Source organism: Flavobacteriales bacterium (assembly GCA_016713875.1).
In the GTDB taxonomy this organism is placed as follows: domain Bacteria; phylum Bacteroidota; class Bacteroidia; order Flavobacteriales_F; family PHOS-HE28; genus PHOS-HE28.
Genome location: JADJOI010000003.1, coordinates 1,694,372 through 1,710,501, shown reverse-complemented (window position 1 = coordinate 1,710,501; position 16,130 = coordinate 1,694,372). Strand labels below are relative to the sequence as shown.

The following is a 16,130-nucleotide window of genomic DNA, read 5'->3' as shown; positions in this document are numbered from 1 at the left end:
CATGGAGCAACATCAGGATCGCGTCGCGCTCACCGTGGATGCCGTCATCACTGACGAGTACGGTCGTGTGCTGGTGATGGAGCGTGGCACCGAGCCCTTTTTCGGTACCTGGGTCCTTCCAGGTGGCTATGTCGATCCCGGCGAAACGGTCGAACAGGCCTGCATCCGCGAGGTGTGCGAGTAACTGGGACTGGAAGTGAAGCTCATCGGCCTCATCGGCATCTACTCCGAGCCCGGACGGGACCCGCGCGGGTCTGTGGTGAGCATCGCCTACGGCGCCGAAGTGATCGGTGGCACGCTGACCGTGACCGCCGAAGCCCGCGCCCACCGATGGCTGGAGCCCGGTGAGGATGTGCCCATGGGCTTCGATCACGCGCGCATCCTCGCCGACCACCGTGCTCAGATCCGCGCCTGATAGGTGTACAGCTCGTAGTAGCGGCCTTCCTTGGCGATGAGCTCAGCGTGCGTGCCGCGCTCCACGATCCGACCCTGTTCGATCACGAGGATCTCCGTGGCCTGCCGGATGGTGCTGAGGCGGTGCGCGATCACGAAGGTGGTGCGGTCCTGCACTAGCATGTTCAGGCTTTTCTGAATGAGCGCCTCGCTCTCGGTGTCGAGGTTGCTGGTGGCCTCGTCCAGGATCAGGATCTTCGGGTCGGCGAGCATGGCGCGTGCGATCGCCACCCGCTGTCGTTGACCTCCGCTCAGCTTCACGCCGCGCTCACCGATCACCGTGTCCAGGCCCAGCTCCATGCGGTCGGTGAACTCATTGACATAGGCGTCCTTCACGGCCTTCATCAATTGCTCCTCGGTCGCGTCGGGGCGGGGGAAGAGGATGTTCTCGCGGATCGTGCCTTCGAATAGGAAGTCGTCCTGAAGCACCACCCCGAGGTGACGGCGATAGCTGCTCAGGCGTACCTTGCTCAGGTCATGGCCGTCCACGGTCACCTTGCCCGTGGTAGCCGTGAGGTAGGTGGCCACCAGACCGGCGATGGTGCTCTTGCCGCTGCCGCTGGTGCCCACGAGCGCGATCACGGATCCATTGGTAGCGGTGAAGTCAATGCCGTGTAGCACCTCCTTGCCCTCCTCGTAGGAGAAGTGCACGTTGTGGAAGGCGATGTCGCCCTTCGCGTCCTGCAGCACGATCGGACGTTCCGAGGCGATGTCCTCGGGCTGCATGTTCAGGATCTCCTCCGTGCGGTCCAGCCCGGCGAAGGCCTCGGTGAGTTGGCTGCCGATGTTGCTCATCTGCACGATGGGCGCGATCATGAAGCCCAACAGCACGGTGAACTGTACGAACTCGCCACTGGTGAGCGCGCCGCCCACCATCTGGTACGCCCCGATGCCCATGATGCCCGCGCTGGCCAGGCCGAGGAGCAGGGTGCTCATGCTGCTGATGAACGAGGTGGCGGTGAGGCTGGTCTTCACGTTATCGAACAGCCGTTGCACGCCCTTCTCAAAGATGCGGTTCTCCTGCTCCTCCGCGCCGAAGCCCTTGATCACGCGCACGCCGTTCAGCGTTTCCGTCAGGCGCCCGGTCACCTCCGCGTTGATCACCCCGCGGGTGCGGAAGATGGGGCGTATGCGACCGAAGGCCTTCATGGCGATGAACGCGAAGAAGCCTACGGGTACCAAGGTGAAGAGCGTCATCCATGGGCTGATGTAAATGAGCCATACCAGCGAGATCAGCGCGGTGAGCGTGCCGCCGATCAGCTGCACCAGGCCGGTGCCCACCAGGTTGCGTACGCCCTCCACATCGCTCATGATCCGGCTCACGAGCGCGCCGCTCTTGGTGTTGTCGAAGAAGCTGGTGGGCAGCGAGAGGATCTTGCGCTGCACCTGCGTGCGTAGCTGGCTGATGAGCAGTTGGGCCTCCACGCTCAGCAACTGGGTGAGGGCGTAGCTCGTGACGCTCTGCACCACGAGCGCGCCCACCACAGCCCCCAGCAGCAACCACAGCATGCCCAGGTCGCCCTTGGCCACCACATCGTCCAGTAGGTACTTGGTGCTTCCAGGAAGCACCATCCCGGCCACGCGGCTCACCACGATCAGCAACAGACCCAGTAGCATGTGCTTACGGCGCGGCCAGATGTACTGCCAGAATGCCGTCCGCCATGTCACCTTTCGCATCCGCTTGTTCGGCTTGCCGTTCTGGTCAGGATCCCTCGCGGAGGGACGGTCTGGAATGCGTTCGGCGCTGGCCGTGGGTTGTTCTTTCGAGGTCTTTGGCATGAGCGGGCGGCGCGTCGCCCAATACCGGGCCGATCTGCAACGTACGCCGGATCGTCAGTGCCGGTCCGATCCCGACCTTGCGCCGCCCGAGCGCACCAGCGCATTCGGCCTACGCCATGAAGATGCGCATCAACACGCTGCTCGACAGGGCCCGGATCCCCAACAATGGCGGCGAGCTGCTGTTCTACCAGCGTGGCGACGAGTACGCCATTGAGGTGGTGGGCATCCGCGGCGAGCTCATGACCACCGCCATTCATAGATCGGAGGATGCGCTGGCGGAACTGGCCCTCGCACGCTTGAAGGCCCCGAAGGAGGCCCATGTGGTGATCGGCGGCCTGGGCATGGGATTCACGCTGGCGGCCGTGCTGCGCATCGTGGGCGACAAGGGCAAGGTGATCGTGGCCGAGCTCGTGCCCGAGGTGATCACGTGGAACGAGGGGCCCATGGGGGAGCGCTCGGGCAATCCGTTGAAGGACCCCCGCACGATCGTGCACCAGGGCGACGTGCTCGAGCTGATCCGTTCCGGCAACGGCAGCTATGACGCCATCCTGCTCGATACGGACAACGGCCCCGAGGGGCTCACGCAGGCCGCCAACAACCGGCTCTATTCACAGCGGGGACTGCAGTCGGCCTACAGGGCGCTTCGCCCGGGCGGGGTGCTCGCCGTCTGGTCCACCGATCAGTACGATCCCTTCACGCGCCGGTTGGAGCGGACAGGCTTCCGGGTGAAGGAGGAGAAGGTCTTCGCCCACCGCAACAAGGGCACCAAGCACCATCTCTGGTTCGCCACGCGGCCGTGAGGCTCAGTGCTTGAACCGCACGAACAACCTGCCGAAGTTGTCCCGGTCCTTGTCGATGCGGTGGTAGGTCTTCTTCACCTCCGGTAGTTGCAGGAAGCACAGCACCTTCTTCCCGCAGGGGCGGGATGCAACATCTTCAACTGCCCGCTGCCCTTGCCGGGGATGATCTCCAGCATGTCGATGCGGCGGTCGATGCAGAAGTCCATGGCCTCGCGCAAGGCCCGGTCGATCTGGTCGCCCTTGTTGAATACGTCGTGGAGGTCGAGCTTGTGCTTGCTCATGCTTGGTCCGGAGAAGTCAGGCGGGCTTGATCCCTTTTTCACGCATCTGCTCCAAGAGCTTCTCAGGTATCGGGCGGCAGGCACAATGCTTCACATGCTCCAGGTGCCACTGCACACGTTGCCCGAAGGTCGCCTTGGGCGGCATGGGATGTTTCAGGTGCCATGATTTGTTGAGCTTCTGCATCAGGATCGCGGCTGGTGAAAGAAGGATGGGTCGGAAGGGTATTCCATCCGTTGCATGATGTTCACCTCGGACCGGAAGGCCACGTATACTCACTTCGTTGGCAGGGGGCTGCCCACGGGCACGGCGCAATCATGCCCGGGTTGGCCGTGCGGCGGATTCATGCCCGGGGGTGTGCTGCTTGCTCCGGCAGTGGGTTGGGCGCTCATTTGGGGCATGGTGATCGGTTGCGTGGCCGGCATCTGACCCACCGGACCCGACGAGGGGGGCGTTCCCGAGAGCGATGCCCCCACCGGGATCTCGCAGCGGTGGCCGGGCTGGCCGTGGGGTGGGTTCGGATCCGTCACTGTGCCGGTGCTGGCCGATGGCGCTTGAGCATCCATGGGTGCCGAGGTGATCGTGGTTGTCGGTGCGGCCGGTGCGCTGGTCGTGGTCGGAGTGGTGGTGTCCGTAGCTTCCTCCTGCTGGGAAGAACAGGCGGAAAGGGCGACCATGAGCGAGAGTCCGAAGAGGTGGATGGGTTTCATGCTGAGGTCTCGCCGGGGTCGGTTGAGTCCTTCGGAGAGCGCTACAAGATAGGTGTCATCGATGCGGGGGGCACCGCTACAGTTCGGCTTGCATGGCAGTGCGTCATCTCCACGTGGATGCCCATGCTTCCTGTGCACAACATTGATCTTCTTGCCGCATTGTAAGTGCTCGCTCGCCAAGCGCTTGATCGAACACATTGGGAATGCACGTATGCTGGCCCGGGATCAGATCCGCACCTGGTGCATCTTCCCGATCCTCTCCACCTGCTTCGCGGGCATCGCCGCCTTCTTCGCGAAGGTCTTCCACTTCCGCACGCCCACCCTCACTTCGTCGATGATCGCCGAGGCCTTCTTGATGTTCATGGCCTTGGCCACGGCCAGCAGGTCGTCGCGGGTGATGCCCGTGCGCTTGCCGTTCACGCTCATCTGATGCTGCCGCAGCCACAGGCTTTCCGGGTGGTAGGCGTAGGTCACGTCGTAGGCCGGGGCCAGGTGCCAGTCGCCCTGCGGGTCCATCAGGAAGCTGATGTTCTTTGTGTGGTCGTCGCAGTTCATGGCCATCACGTTGAAGCACATGCGGCGGAAGAGCTCCACGGCGGCCGGGTAGGGCAGGCCCAGCACGCGCATCACCTGGAAGGCCTGCTCGTAGCTGTGCACCAGCGGCTGGTTGTAGTCCAGGTGGGCGATGCCGCAGAGCGTGGCCATGTGCAGCTTGTGCACCGTGCCTTCAGCATCGCGCACGCGGTCGAAGCGTTGGGTGAGGAAGTGTGCGCGACCGTGCTCCTCCAGCAGGCGACAGGGCATCATCTCCACGCCGCAGGCCCGCGCCATCAGGTGGTAGGCGTATTCGATGCGGCCGTAGCCCTTGGGATCGCCGAGCTTCTCGTTCGTCACCCCGTCGAACTTGATCAGGCAATAGGTGAAGCCCGGCAGGCCATCGATCTGGGCGCCGTCGCCGGAGCGTTTTGGCGCAGGCGACCCGCTGCGCACCTCGCCGGTCTCCGCGTTGAAGGCCACGATCGCCTTGGCCCGCGCGCCCCCGGCCGAGGTGCCCACCTGCAAGATGTCCAGCATGGCTTCGGCGCGGCCCTTCTTCGTGTTCGTGGCGAAGGCTTCGCGTTGGTACAGCACGTTGTTCGCCACGCGCACCAGCTCTTCCACCTCCAGCGCTTCGCTGCTCGCCTCCCATTCGTTGTGCGCCGGCTCGAACTCCAGCGCGCCCATGCCGCGGCGACCGGTGTAGCAGAGGCGTTCCACGGGATTGGCGCTGCCGGGCTTGCGCTGCTGGGTGGCCAGCCACGCGTTTAGGATCTGCTCGCCGAAGCGGTCGGGCAGGCTGTCGGCCAGCAGGCCCGGTAGCCCGCGGAAGGTCTCGTCGCGCACGTCGCCGAAGCTGAAGATCGTGGCCCCATCACCGGCCTGCGACAGCGGCATCATGATCGGCGCGACGTCCAGCCCCGAGCGGCAGAACGCCGCATCGTACTGGAACTCGGCCCGCTGGCGCTCCTCGTTCCAGATCACGGCGCCCACGGTGCGGCCCCACAGGCTCACCCGCGCCTTGGTCACCATGTGCTCTTCGGTTTGGGCGGCACGATGGTGGGCTTGCGCCGCGAAGCCCGCTTGCGCTGCTTGGCGAGGTATTTCGTCTCCTGCTCCAGGGCCATCATGGGGGTAAGGCGCGGCTCCTCGTGGAAGCCATCGAGCACCTCCAGCCGCCCCATGGCGCGCAGCACCTGCACCACGGTGAGCAGGGTGGCGGCCCTGCCGGCCTCCAGCTTCACCACGGTGGTGCGGTCCAGACCGGCGCGGGTGGCCACCTCGGCCTGGCTCAGGTTGCGCTCCAGCCGCATGCGCCGCAACTCCGCGCCCAGCCGCTCCACCGCCTGGGTGTCGCTCAGGGCCTGCCAGATGATGTTGCTTGTAGCCATCGTAAACGGTGTTTCAGCTCATGAACGATGCGTTCACGCCACAAATATACGCATTCCTCCACCAGTGCGTTACATCACAACGATGCCCAAGGGCATCAAAGTATGAACAAGAGTCTATGAATGATGCGTACGAGCATCAAAAGATGAACAAGGGGACAGATGGTGGGTCGATCAGAAGGTCGAATGCCGGGGCAGGTCAGGTGGCCCGTTGTCTGATCATCTGATCGCCCGATCGTCTGATCGGTATTTGGGCGTGCCCCGCCTATCCTCCACACCCAACGCGCGGGCCTGCCCGCCGAAGCCTGGGCAAAGGCGGGTCGGGTGCTGCGCTGTAGCTGCCTCGTCTCAGCGGGTGCAGCAGCGGCTCCGGGGTCTGCTCCTAGCGTCGCAGCCTCCTCGCTCGCGCCGCACCAGCGCTTCGCTATCGGCAGGCTGCCGCTACGCCCCCTCACGCGAAAATTGCCTAACCCTGCACTGCGTCGGGCCAAATAGTTGAGTTGTAGTCAGCGTCTGTTTTCGTTCCTGCTGCGGATCGCGTGGGAAGCATGTTGCGAGGATGGAACTGCGCTTCAGGCTGGAGCATGAAGTTGAGGAGTTCGGTCGAAGGAGGTACCCGCAACGCACGACGGATCTTGAAGAGGATTTGACCGATATCAAGAATCTGATTCAACCAAGTAGTCGCCTCTTCAATCGTTATCACGAGCGATGGCGGGTCGAAGTGCATCAGATGATTCCGAAGTTTCCGAAGAGACTCAAGGCTGGACCGCTCCGGCTCGATGTTGAGGTTCTCGCCAGTGATTTGATGCACCCATTTCAGTTTGTCGTTCAATCGTCTGCCATGTCGCTCGCCGAGCTTGGCTTTGTCAAAGGCCCAACTTGAAGTTGGATCATACTCCGCTTTGATGTAGAGTTGTGTCAACGTCACGTCGATCAAAGAGATCGTATCACCAATCAGTGAGCGAAGCTCGAATACCCAGGGGAATGTCAAGGCGCTGGCGGATTGGTCTATCAACTTCTTCCGCTGGTTGATGATCCACGAAACAAGCTGAGGCTGGATCGTGGTGAAGAGGTGGCCTTCGCGTTCGAGTTTGGGTTTGATCGGATAGCGCGGGCCGAATTGTTGTTGGGGCATTCCGCTGATGATTCCCAAAGTATCTCCATGGTGGTCATGCGCGTGGAAGTTTAGTCCGATGTCCAATTGACCATCCAACCAGAAGCATTCCATACGTGGCAAGTTCCAGGAGGCCGGGTCAAAGTGCCCTTTCTCGCGGACAACTTCTGAGATCAGCAAGTAGTTGACCGGCTTGCTTGTCATGCCCGTGCCGTTCTTCTCCTTCCAACTAACCTTCCATGTTCTTCTCTCCTTGCGCCATTGTTTTTGGCTCATGCTGACGTCACTCAAGTAGTGCTGGACTAGTGTCCAGCAAACCTGACTGATGAAGCCCGGTCTTGGCTTTCCAGTGCTTGTGATGAACTGATGTGCTGGTGAGGTCATAGAGCAGTTTAGGCTCTGCCTCTCAACGCCTCAATGATCCCCTTCGCCGCCACCGGGATCTTCGTCCCCGGCCCGTATACATCAAAGCAGCCCGCATCCTTCAGGAATTGGTAATGGTCCGGCGGGATCACGCCACCGGCCACCACGAGAATGTCGGGACGGCTATAGGTCTCACGCAGTTCCTTGATCACCTCGGGCACCAGGGTCTTGTGGCCACCGGCGAGGCTGCTTATACCGAGCACATGCACGTCATTCTCGATGGCCTGCCTGGCCACTTCCTGCGGGGTCTGGAACAGCGGACCGATGTCCATGTCGAAGCCGATGTCGGCGAAGCTGGTGGCGATCACCTTGGCGCCGCGGTCGTGCCCGTCTTGGCCCATCTTGGCCACCAGGATGCGTGGGCGGCGGCCTTCTTGCTTCGCGAATTCATCGGCGAGGCGCATGGCCTCTTTCATCTCGGGGTCCTGCATGGCTTCCGCGGAATAGACACCGCTGATCGCGCGCGGCACGGCGGCGTAACGGCCGAAGGCTTGTTCAAGGGCATCGCTGATCTCGCCCAAGGTGGCGCGGTGGCGTGCGGCGATGACGGCGAGCTCGAGGAGGTTGGAGGAGTGGCGAGTGGCGAGTGGCGAGTGTCGAGTGGTAGCGTCTTCAGTCTCGCCACTCGCCACTCGCCATTCGCCACTCCTTGCAGCGTTGGTCAGTGCTTCAAGGGCTTTCGCCACTGCGCCTTCATCTCGGTTGGCACGCATCGTATTCAACCGTGCGATCTGCTGCTCCCGCACCGCGCTGTTATCCACCTCCAGCAATTCCATCTTCGTCTCATCGTCCGTCACAAATGCATTCACGCCAATGATCCGGTCCTTGCCGGTATCGATGCGGGCCTGACGTTTCGCGGCGGCTTCCTCGATGCGCATCTTCGGCAGACCGGTCTCGATGGCCTTGCTCATGCAGCCGAGCTCCTCCACCTCCTTGATCCGCGCCCAGGCTCTATGCACCAGTTCGTGCGTGAGACTTTCCACGTAGTAGCTGCCCCCGAGCGGGTCGATCCATTGGGTGATGCCGCTGTTCTTCTGCATGTAGAGCTGCGTGTCGCGCGCGATCTTGGCGCTGAAGTCGGTGGGCAACGCAATGGCCTCGTCAAGCGAGTTGGTGTGGAGCGATTGTGTTCCACCGAGCACAGCGGCGAGTGCTTCCACCGTGGTGCGCGCGATGTTGTTGAACGGATCCTGCGCGGTGAGGCTCCAGCCGCTCGTTTGACAATGCGTGCGCAGCGCGAGGCTCTTCTTGTCCGTCGCGCCGATCTCGTGCAGCATCTTCGCCCAGAGCAGCCGCGCCGCGCGCATCTTGGCCACTTCCATGAAGAGGTCCATGCCGATGCCCCAGAAGAAACTGAGGCGGTTGGCGAACTCATCGACCTTCATTCCCGCCGCGATACCCGTGCGCACGTATTCGATGCCATCGGCCAGCGTGTAGGCGAGTTCGAGATCAGCTGGTGCGCCCGCCTCATGCATGTGGTAGCCGCTGATGCTGATGCTGTTGAACTTGGGCATCTTCTTCGCGCAGTAGGAGAAAATGTCGCCCACGATGCGCATGCTCGGCCCTGGCGGGTAGATGTAGGTGTTGCGCACCATGAACTCTTTGAGGATGTCGTTCTGGATGGTGCCTTGCAACTGTTCCGGTGGAACGCCCTGCTCCTCCGCAGCAACGATGAAGAAGGCCATGATGGGCAGTACGGCGCCGTTCATGGTCATGCTCACGCTCATCTTATCCAGCGGGATGCCGTCGAAGAGGATCTTCATGTCCTCCACGCTGCTGATGGCCACCCCGGCCTTGCCCACATCACCCTTCACGCGCGGGTGGTCGCTGTCGTAGCCGCGGTGCGTGGCCAGGTCGAAGGCGACGCTGAGGCCCATCTGCCCGGCGGCGAGGTTGCGGCGGTAGAAGGCGTTGCTCGCTTCGGCGGTGCTGAAGCCCGCGTATTGCCGTATGGTCCAAGGCCGGATGGCGTACATACTGCCGTAGGGACCGCGCAGGTAGGGTGGGATGCCCGCGGCGAATTCAAGGTGCTCCATAGCCTCAAGGTCCACACGGGTGTAGTACGACTTGAGCGGGATCTCTTCTCTGTTCGGAATGCCCGCCACCGGCTGCCCGCCACCGGCCTCCGGCCTTTGCTTGGTCAAGCGGGCGGCTGATGGCTGAAGGCTGGCAGCCAAGGATGATGTGAGTTCCTCCATGGTGTAGCTCCCCCCGATCGGGTCGGCCACTCGCCCCAGAAAGCTCTCGTCGCGGAGCAGGTTGTGGATATTGCGGACGATGCGCCGTGCCAGGGCATTGCCTTCGGGCAGCTGCGGCGTGGGGATGGTGAGCCCGTCGCATCCGCCGATGATCGCGCTGATGGCTTGCAGCGTGGCCCGGATCACGTTCTCGTGGGCCGATGACGTTTCAGCAGGGTAGGCGACGACGGCCTGGATCCAGGTGTTGTGCGAGCAATGTTGCTTCGGGTCCGATGCGGCGACCAGGCCGGCCCATGCCTCCCGGAAGGCGCGTAACCGGGCGGATTCCTTGAACAGGTCATCGCCGAGGTGCAGGCGGAACTGGATCCGTGCGCAGGCATCGTCGATGGTGAAGCCTTGGTCGAGCATCCGCTGCAACAGCGTGCGGCCTTGTTGCAGGGCTTCCTGTGTGTCTCTACAGGCCCCATCGCTCACACTGAACAGGCGGATGCGCGGGTGCTTCGCGATGCGGTCCCGTAGTTCACTGACATTCGCATCGTGCGGCAGTCCCAGGCAGAGGCTGAGGTCGGTGGGTGCCACCTGCTGCTCCTCGGCGCGTTCCAGCAGCAGTCCGAGCAGGCCCGGTTCCCCGTCCACCTGCAGGTCGACGCCGCCCAGCAGCACATCGTCCAGTATGGGGGAAAGACCACTGAGCTTTCCATACACCTCCACCGCGTCGGCACCGCCCATGAGGCCTTCGAGCAGCGTGTCGTTGGCATCGGCATTGGTGGCGTCCACGCCGATGGTGGCGCGCCACGGGTTGCCATTGCGCTTCACACTACGCCGCCGGCCACCGCTCGGCGCACCTTCTCCGGCCATGTGGAAGGGGGGCAGCACCGCGCTGTCCACCTGCACGTTCAGCGAGGCAAGCTCACGGTCCTTCAGTTCCTTCTTGATCACGGTCTCCCATTGCTCGCGCGTGGCGGGGGGGAAGGCGTGGAACAGCTTCGTCTCTGCCATTGGGGCGAAGTTCGGCGTTCAACCGATGTCCGACCCCGTGATCGACAGCTTGGTCATGCCCACGACCCGTTCCGTCGAGGAGACCGATCAAACCCCCTTGACTTAACACTGTCTTCACACACCTTGCGGTCCGTCCGCACCACTCCCATATGCGCCTTCTGACCACCCTTTCGGCCGCGTTCGCCGCCACCGCCCTCCTCTCCCAGACCGCTCCCAGCGACAGCCTCTTCGATGTGGACCAGGTGGTGGAGGTGCACCTCACTTTCAGCGACCCGGACTTCTGGACCACGCTGGTCACTTACCACAACAACGACCAGGGGGAGGAGCTCATGGGCAGTGTGACGATCACCGACCAGACCGGGACCTGGACCTACGACAGCGTGTCCGTAGCGTTAAAGGGCAACAGCAGCTACAGCCACCCGGGCGACAAGAAGTCGTTCAAGCTCGATTTCAATGACTTCATCGACCAGAAGTTCCACGGCATGCGCAAGCTCCACTTCAACAACTGTTGGAGCGACCCCACCTTCATGCGGGAGAAGATCTTCTTTGACTATTGCCAGGAGCAGGGCATCCGCGCTCCGCGTGTGCAGTACGCCAACATCCACATGAACGGCACGCTGTGGGGCTTCTACAACTTGGTGGAGGCCGTGGATAAAGAGTTCCTGGACCGGCACATCGACGATGACGCCGGCAACCTCTTCAAGGCGGCGGATAACTTCGGGATGGGCGGCGGCGGAGGCGGGGGTGCTGCAGAAGCGGACATGAAATGGTATGGCACCGACCAGGCGGACTATGTCGCCCGGTACGAGCTGAAGACGAACGAGACGGTGAACGACTGGTCCGACCTGCTCGATCTGCTGGACATGCTGAACAACGCACCGGACGCCTACCTGGAGACCAATTTCCCGCCCCGGTGGAACTGGCATGACCTGCTCCGCTCCCTGGCGCTGGACAACCTGTTCGGCAACCTGGACGCGTACATCCAGAGCGCGCGCAACTACTACCTGTACCACGATGCCACCAACGATGAGTGGCAGTGGGTCCATTGGGACGCGAACATGGCCTTCGGGAGCTATCCCGCGCAAGGACAGAACGCCCTGACGCTTTCACCCACGTATATGGCCGCGAACCGCCCCCTGATGACCCGGCTGATGGCGATCGAGTCGTTCCGCACGGACTACCTGAACGAGTATTGCTGGGCCAAGGAGAACTTCACCAACGGATACCTCGACCCCAGGATCGACTCGCTTGCGACCATGATCCAGCCCCACGTGGCGGCCGATCCGAACAAACAGTACACCCTGGCCCAGTTCACGACCAACATCACTTCGGACATCACCGTCCAGGGTGGCGGTGGGGGGGGAGGTGGCCAGCAGACCATCCGGGGCCTTAAGAGCTTCGTGACGGCGCGCAACAGCAGCTTGGCCACTACCCTGGACTGTTCAACCGTGGGCCTGTCGGAGGTCGCCGCGGAGGCCGCGTTCCGGGTGTACCCCAATCCGGCCTCGGAGGTGCTGTGGCTTCGGCTGGCCCCGGGTGTCTCCATCGCGGCTGTTCGGATGCTGGACGCCCTTGGCCGCGCGGTGCCGGCACCGGTCCATGGCGACGGAGTTGATGTCTCCGGCCTTGCTCCGGGCCTCTACATGGTGAGCGTGTCCGATGGTGCGCTGGTGCGCACCGCCCGGTTCGAGAAGCGTTGAACAGCAGCGGCCTACAGGGCGCATCGGCCCGAGGATGACGGGCCCGGCCCTGACGAGGGGCGGCCTTCGCTCAAGGGGCGCGGCGTACCTTGCCCCCTCATCCAAACCCCATGCAGATCGGCAAGCACTCCGTGGTCTCGTTCCATTACACCCTCAACGATCCGGACGGCGTGCTACTGGATACCAGTGCGGGCCGTGACGCCTTCGCTTACCTGCATGGTGCCGGGAACATCGTACCGGGGCTGGAGGAGCAGATGGAGGGGCGCGTCAAGGGCGACGCGATGGACGTGGTGGTGCAGCCGGGCAAGGGCTACGGCGAATTGGACCACTCCTTGCTGCAGCGCGTGCCGATGGACCGTTTCGGCTCGCAGACCGTCGAGGAAGGCATGCAGTTCCAAACTCCGGACAACCGGGTATGGAGCGTGGTGGAGGTCAAGGACGGTGAGGTGGTGCTGAACGGCAACCATCCGCTGGCGGGTGTCACCCTGCATTTCAAGGTGGAGATCACCGATGTGCGTGAGGCCACCGCGGACGAGATCGCACATGGCCATGTGCATGGGCCCGGAAGCCATCACCATTGACCGCACCTGCACCGCGGCGCCTCCGGTGGTGCGGGCCACACGGACGGCCTGCCTGGTGATCGGGCTTCTGGCCGGCGCCTCGGCGCACGCGGTGGGCCCGGGCGACAGCACCGCGCTTCGCGGCCTGCGGGTGGCTGCGTTCGTCGATGTGTATTTCGCCTATGACTTCGGGCATAGCCGCGACGACGAACGGCCCCGCTTCCTCTATCAGTACGACCGGCACAGCGAGGTGGACCTCAACCTGGGCCTGCTGCAGGTGGCCTATGACCGACCGCGGACCCGGGCGGCCCTGGGCGTGATGGCCGGCACCTATGCGCAGGCCAACCTCATCGCCGAGCCCGACCTGCTGCGCCATGTGTTCGAAGCCCGGGTGGGGCTGGCGCTGGACCGCCGTCGCACCCTATGGCTCGACGCCGGGATCATGCCCTCGCACATCGGCCTGGAGAGCGCGATCGGGATCGACAACTGGACCTTGACGCGGAGCATCGCCGCAGAGAATTCGCCCTATTACATGAGCGGAGCGAAGCTCACCTGGAGCGCCCATCCCGAGTGGGAGGTGGCGGCCGTGTACCTCAACGGCTGGCAGCGCATCCGTCGGGTGCAGAACGATACCCCGTGCCTGGGCACGCAGCTCGTGTGGAGGCCGAAGGACGGCCTTTCCCTGAACTGGAGCACCTTCGCCGGAAGCGACGTGCCGGACAGCCTGGGGCTTTTCCGCGCCTTCAGCAACCTCTTCGGCACGTGGACCCGGGGTGCCTGGGGCGTGCAGGCGGGCGTGGACGTCGGGGTGCAGGAGGCCCGCGGCGCGGGGCCCCTGGAGGCCTGGTGGACGCCGTTGCTCATCGTGCGACGGCAGGTGGGCGATCGCGTCAGGCTCGTGGCCCGGGCTGAGCACTATGCCGATCCGGACCAGGTGATCCTCTCCACCGGCACCGTTCATGGCTTCACCACCATGGGCTATTCCCTGGGCTGCGATGTGCGCGTGGTGGACGAGGTGTGGGCGCGGTCCGAGGTGCGCACTTTCCACGGCGTGGACGCCATCTACGACAGCATCCATGGCCCCGTGCAGGACAACACCAGCATCACGGTGAGCGTGGCCGCGCGCTTCTAGCGCGTCAATCCTCGGCCGGCACCAGCACGAAGATCTCCTCGTTGTCGCGCTTCATGAGGTAGCGCTCCCGGGCGAACTTCTCCAGCAGCTGCTTGTCGCTGGTCAGCTGGTGCAGGTGCTGCCGGGTGACGCCGATCTGTTCCTGGTACCAGGCCTGTTCGCTCTTCATGCGGGCCAATTGGCGGCGCAACTTGAAGGTGGTCCACAGGTCGTACTCGTCGAAGAAGGCGATCCACGCGAACAGGACCAGGACGGCCACGCCGTAGCGGTTGCGCAGGCTATTGGGCAGCAGGCGGCTCAGCTTCTCCTTCACCCTGCGAAGGTGGCATGGTGGCTTGGGAGGCCCGGTGAGGCCGACCGGTCCGCGATCAACGATCGATCGTGGACAGCCTTACCCCAGGAACGGATACCCGTGCTCGGTGGGCGGCACGAAGGTCTCCTTGATGGTCCGCGGGCTCACCCAGCGGATCAGGTTGAGGTAGCTGCCGGCCTTGTCGTTGGTGCCGCTGCCGCGTGCGCCACCGAACGGCTGCTGCCCCACCACGGCCCCGGTGGGCTTGTCGTTGATGTAGAAGTTGCCGGCGGCATGGCGCAGCACCTGGGTGGCCTGCACGATGCTCGCGCGGTCGTTGCTGATCACGGCGCCCGTAAGCGCGTACTCGCCGGTGCTATCCACCAGCTTCAGCGTGTCCATCCAGCGGTTGGTGCTGTACACGTAGATGGTGAGCACGGGCCCGAAGATCTCCTCGCACATGGTCACGCTCTTCGGGTCCTTCGCGACGGCCACGGTGGGTTCGATGAAGTAGCCGGTCTTCTTGTCGGCCTTGCCACCGGCGATGATGGTGACGTTCTTCCTGTCCTTCTTGAGCCCATCGATGTAGCCGGCGATCTTGTCGAAGGCCTTCTCGTCGATCACGGCGCCGATGAAGTTCCGGAAGTCGCGCGGGTCGCCCATCCTCATCTCGGCGAGGTCGGCGAGCAGCTCCTTCTTCACCTGCGGCCAGATGTTCTCGGGGATGTAGGCGCGGCTGGCGGCACTGCACTTCTGCCCCTGGAACTCGAAGGCGCCACGGCTGAGCGCGGTGGCCACCACCTTGGGGTCGGCCGTGGGATGCGCGAGCACGAAGTCCTTGCCGCCCGTTTCGCCCACGATGCGGGGGTAGCTGCGGTACAGGGGCAGGTTGTTGCCGATGGTCTGCCAGATGTGGCGGAACACCTTGGTGCTGCCGGTGAAGTGGATGCCGGCGAAGTCCTTGTGCTTGAAGATGACCTCCCCCGCGGTGGGACCGTCCACGTGGATGAGGTTGATGACCCCGCCGGGCAGCCCGGCGGCGTTGAAGATCTCCATGATCACCTGGGCGCTGTAAGCCTGGGTGTCGGCGCACTTCCACACCACGGTGTTGCCCATGAGGGCGCAGCTGGCGGGCAAGTTGCCGGCGATGGCGGTGAAGTTGAAGGGCGTCAAGGCGAACACGAAGCCCTCGAGCGCGCGGTACTCCAGGCGGTTCCACACGCCGGGCGAGCTGATGGGCTGGTCGTTGTAGATCTGCTGCGCATAGGCGACGTTGAAGCGGAGGAAGTCGGCGAACTCGCAGGCGCTGTCGATCTCGGCCTGGAAGGCGTTCTTGCCCTGGCCCAACATGGTGGCGGCATTGATGCTGGCACGGTACGGACCAGCGATCAGGTCGGCGGCCTTCAGCATGATGGCGGCTCGCTCCGTGAAGGGCATATGCTCCCAATCGCGCTTGGCCTTCAGGGCGGCGTCGATGGCGGCACGCACATGCTTCGCATCGCCGAAGTGGGCCATGCCCAGCTTGTGTGCGTGCTTGTGCGGCGGGCTCATCTTCCGCAGGTCCTTGGTGAGCACGGCCTGGCCGCCGATCCACATGGGTGCATCGATGATCGTCCTCAGGCGGCGGTCCATCTCGGCCTGCAGCGCCGCGCGCTCGGGGGTGCCGGGGGCGTAGCTGAGGACGGGTTCGTTCTTGGGGACGGGAACGTGGAAGGTGGCGTTGCTCATGGCCGGGGTTCGCTGGGGCGCGAAGATACCCCGCCTGT

General features: G+C 63.7%; 12 protein-coding genes and 2 pseudogenes. 5 read left to right on the top strand and 9 right to left on the bottom strand.

Annotation, left to right across the window (positions count from 1 at the left end; all coding sequences use genetic code 11):
• Position 1: 1 nt before the first annotated feature.
• Positions 2–415 (top strand): annotated as a pseudogene (locus IPJ87_09050) (NUDIX hydrolase).
• Here the strand turns inward: IPJ87_09050 and IPJ87_09045 are convergent.
• Positions 400–2,130, bottom strand: a complete 1,731-nt coding sequence (locus IPJ87_09045) for an ABC transporter ATP-binding protein (protein MBK7942007.1) — start codon at positions 2,128–2,130, stop codon at positions 400–402. The pseudogene IPJ87_09050 and the gene IPJ87_09045 sit on opposite strands and share 16 nt — an antisense overlap.
• 224 nt (positions 2,131–2,354) lie before the next feature.
• On the opposite strand from IPJ87_09045, the gene IPJ87_09040 reads away from it, so the two are divergent.
• Positions 2,355–3,032: a hypothetical protein gene (locus IPJ87_09040; GenBank protein ID MBK7942006.1), complete on the top strand. Its 678-nt coding sequence runs from the start codon at positions 2,355–2,357 to the stop codon at positions 3,030–3,032.
• Positions 3,033–3,035: 3 nt separating this feature from the next.
• Here IPJ87_09040 and IPJ87_09035 read toward each other — a convergent pair.
• The 6 genes and pseudogenes from IPJ87_09035 to scpA form a co-directional block, all read right to left on the bottom strand.
• Positions 3,036–3,313 (bottom strand): annotated as a pseudogene (locus IPJ87_09035) (Smr/MutS family protein).
• Positions 3,314–3,329: 16 nt separating this feature from the next.
• Positions 3,330–3,497: a hypothetical protein gene (locus IPJ87_09030; GenBank protein ID MBK7942005.1), complete on the bottom strand. Its 168-nt coding sequence runs from the start codon at positions 3,495–3,497 to the stop codon at positions 3,330–3,332.
• 749 nt (positions 3,498–4,246) lie between these two features.
• The gene (locus tag IPJ87_09025) at positions 4,247–5,590 is read right to left on the bottom strand and encodes a type II toxin-antitoxin system HipA family toxin (protein ID MBK7942004.1); all 1,344 of its coding nucleotides are present in this window, start codon (positions 5,588–5,590) and stop codon (positions 4,247–4,249) included.
• Entirely contained in the window at positions 5,584–5,949 is a 366-nt protein-coding gene (locus IPJ87_09020; protein MBK7942003.1) for a helix-turn-helix transcriptional regulator, read from the bottom strand. Before IPJ87_09020 ends, IPJ87_09025 begins: the two co-directional genes overlap by 7 nt.
• 463 nt (positions 5,950–6,412) lie before the next feature.
• A complete protein-coding gene (locus IPJ87_09015; GenBank protein MBK7942002.1) occupies positions 6,413–7,336 on the bottom strand; it encodes a hypothetical protein in 924 nt (307 codons plus the stop codon).
• A gap of 116 nt (positions 7,337–7,452) precedes the next feature.
• Positions 7,453–10,680, bottom strand: coding sequence for a methylmalonyl-CoA mutase (scpA, locus tag IPJ87_09010; GenBank protein MBK7942001.1), 3,228 nt, complete (start codon positions 10,678–10,680; stop codon positions 7,453–7,455).
• A 149-nt stretch (positions 10,681–10,829) separates the two neighbouring features.
• On the opposite strand from scpA, the gene IPJ87_09005 reads away from it, so the two are divergent.
• The 3 genes from IPJ87_09005 to IPJ87_08995 all read left to right on the top strand — a co-directional run bounded on the left by IPJ87_09005 (position 10,830) and on the right by IPJ87_08995 (position 14,072).
• Positions 10,830–12,380 (top strand): CotH kinase family protein, encoded by a 1,551-nt coding sequence (locus IPJ87_09005; protein MBK7942000.1) that lies wholly within the window; start codon positions 10,830–10,832, stop codon positions 12,378–12,380.
• Positions 12,381–12,490: 110 nt separating this feature from the next.
• Complete coding sequence (locus IPJ87_09000) at positions 12,491–12,961, top strand: peptidylprolyl isomerase (GenBank protein ID MBK7941999.1); 471 nt, start codon at positions 12,491–12,493, stop codon at positions 12,959–12,961.
• Entirely contained in the window at positions 12,936–14,072 is a 1,137-nt protein-coding gene (locus tag IPJ87_08995; GenBank protein MBK7941998.1) for a porin, read from the top strand. Before IPJ87_09000 ends, IPJ87_08995 begins: the two co-directional genes overlap by 26 nt.
• Positions 14,073–14,076: 4 nt before the next feature.
• Here the strand turns inward: IPJ87_08995 and IPJ87_08990 are convergent, their stop codons facing one another.
• Together IPJ87_08990 and pruA are read right to left on the bottom strand one after the other, a co-directional pair.
• The gene (locus IPJ87_08990; GenBank protein MBK7941997.1) at positions 14,077–14,385 is read right to left on the bottom strand and encodes a septum formation initiator family protein; all 309 of its coding nucleotides are present in this window, start codon (positions 14,383–14,385) and stop codon (positions 14,077–14,079) included.
• A 78-nt stretch (positions 14,386–14,463) separates the two neighbouring features.
• Positions 14,464–16,092, bottom strand: coding sequence for an L-glutamate gamma-semialdehyde dehydrogenase (pruA, locus tag IPJ87_08985; protein MBK7941996.1), 1,629 nt, complete (start codon positions 16,090–16,092; stop codon positions 14,464–14,466).
• Between the last annotated feature and the right edge of the window lie 38 nt (positions 16,093–16,130).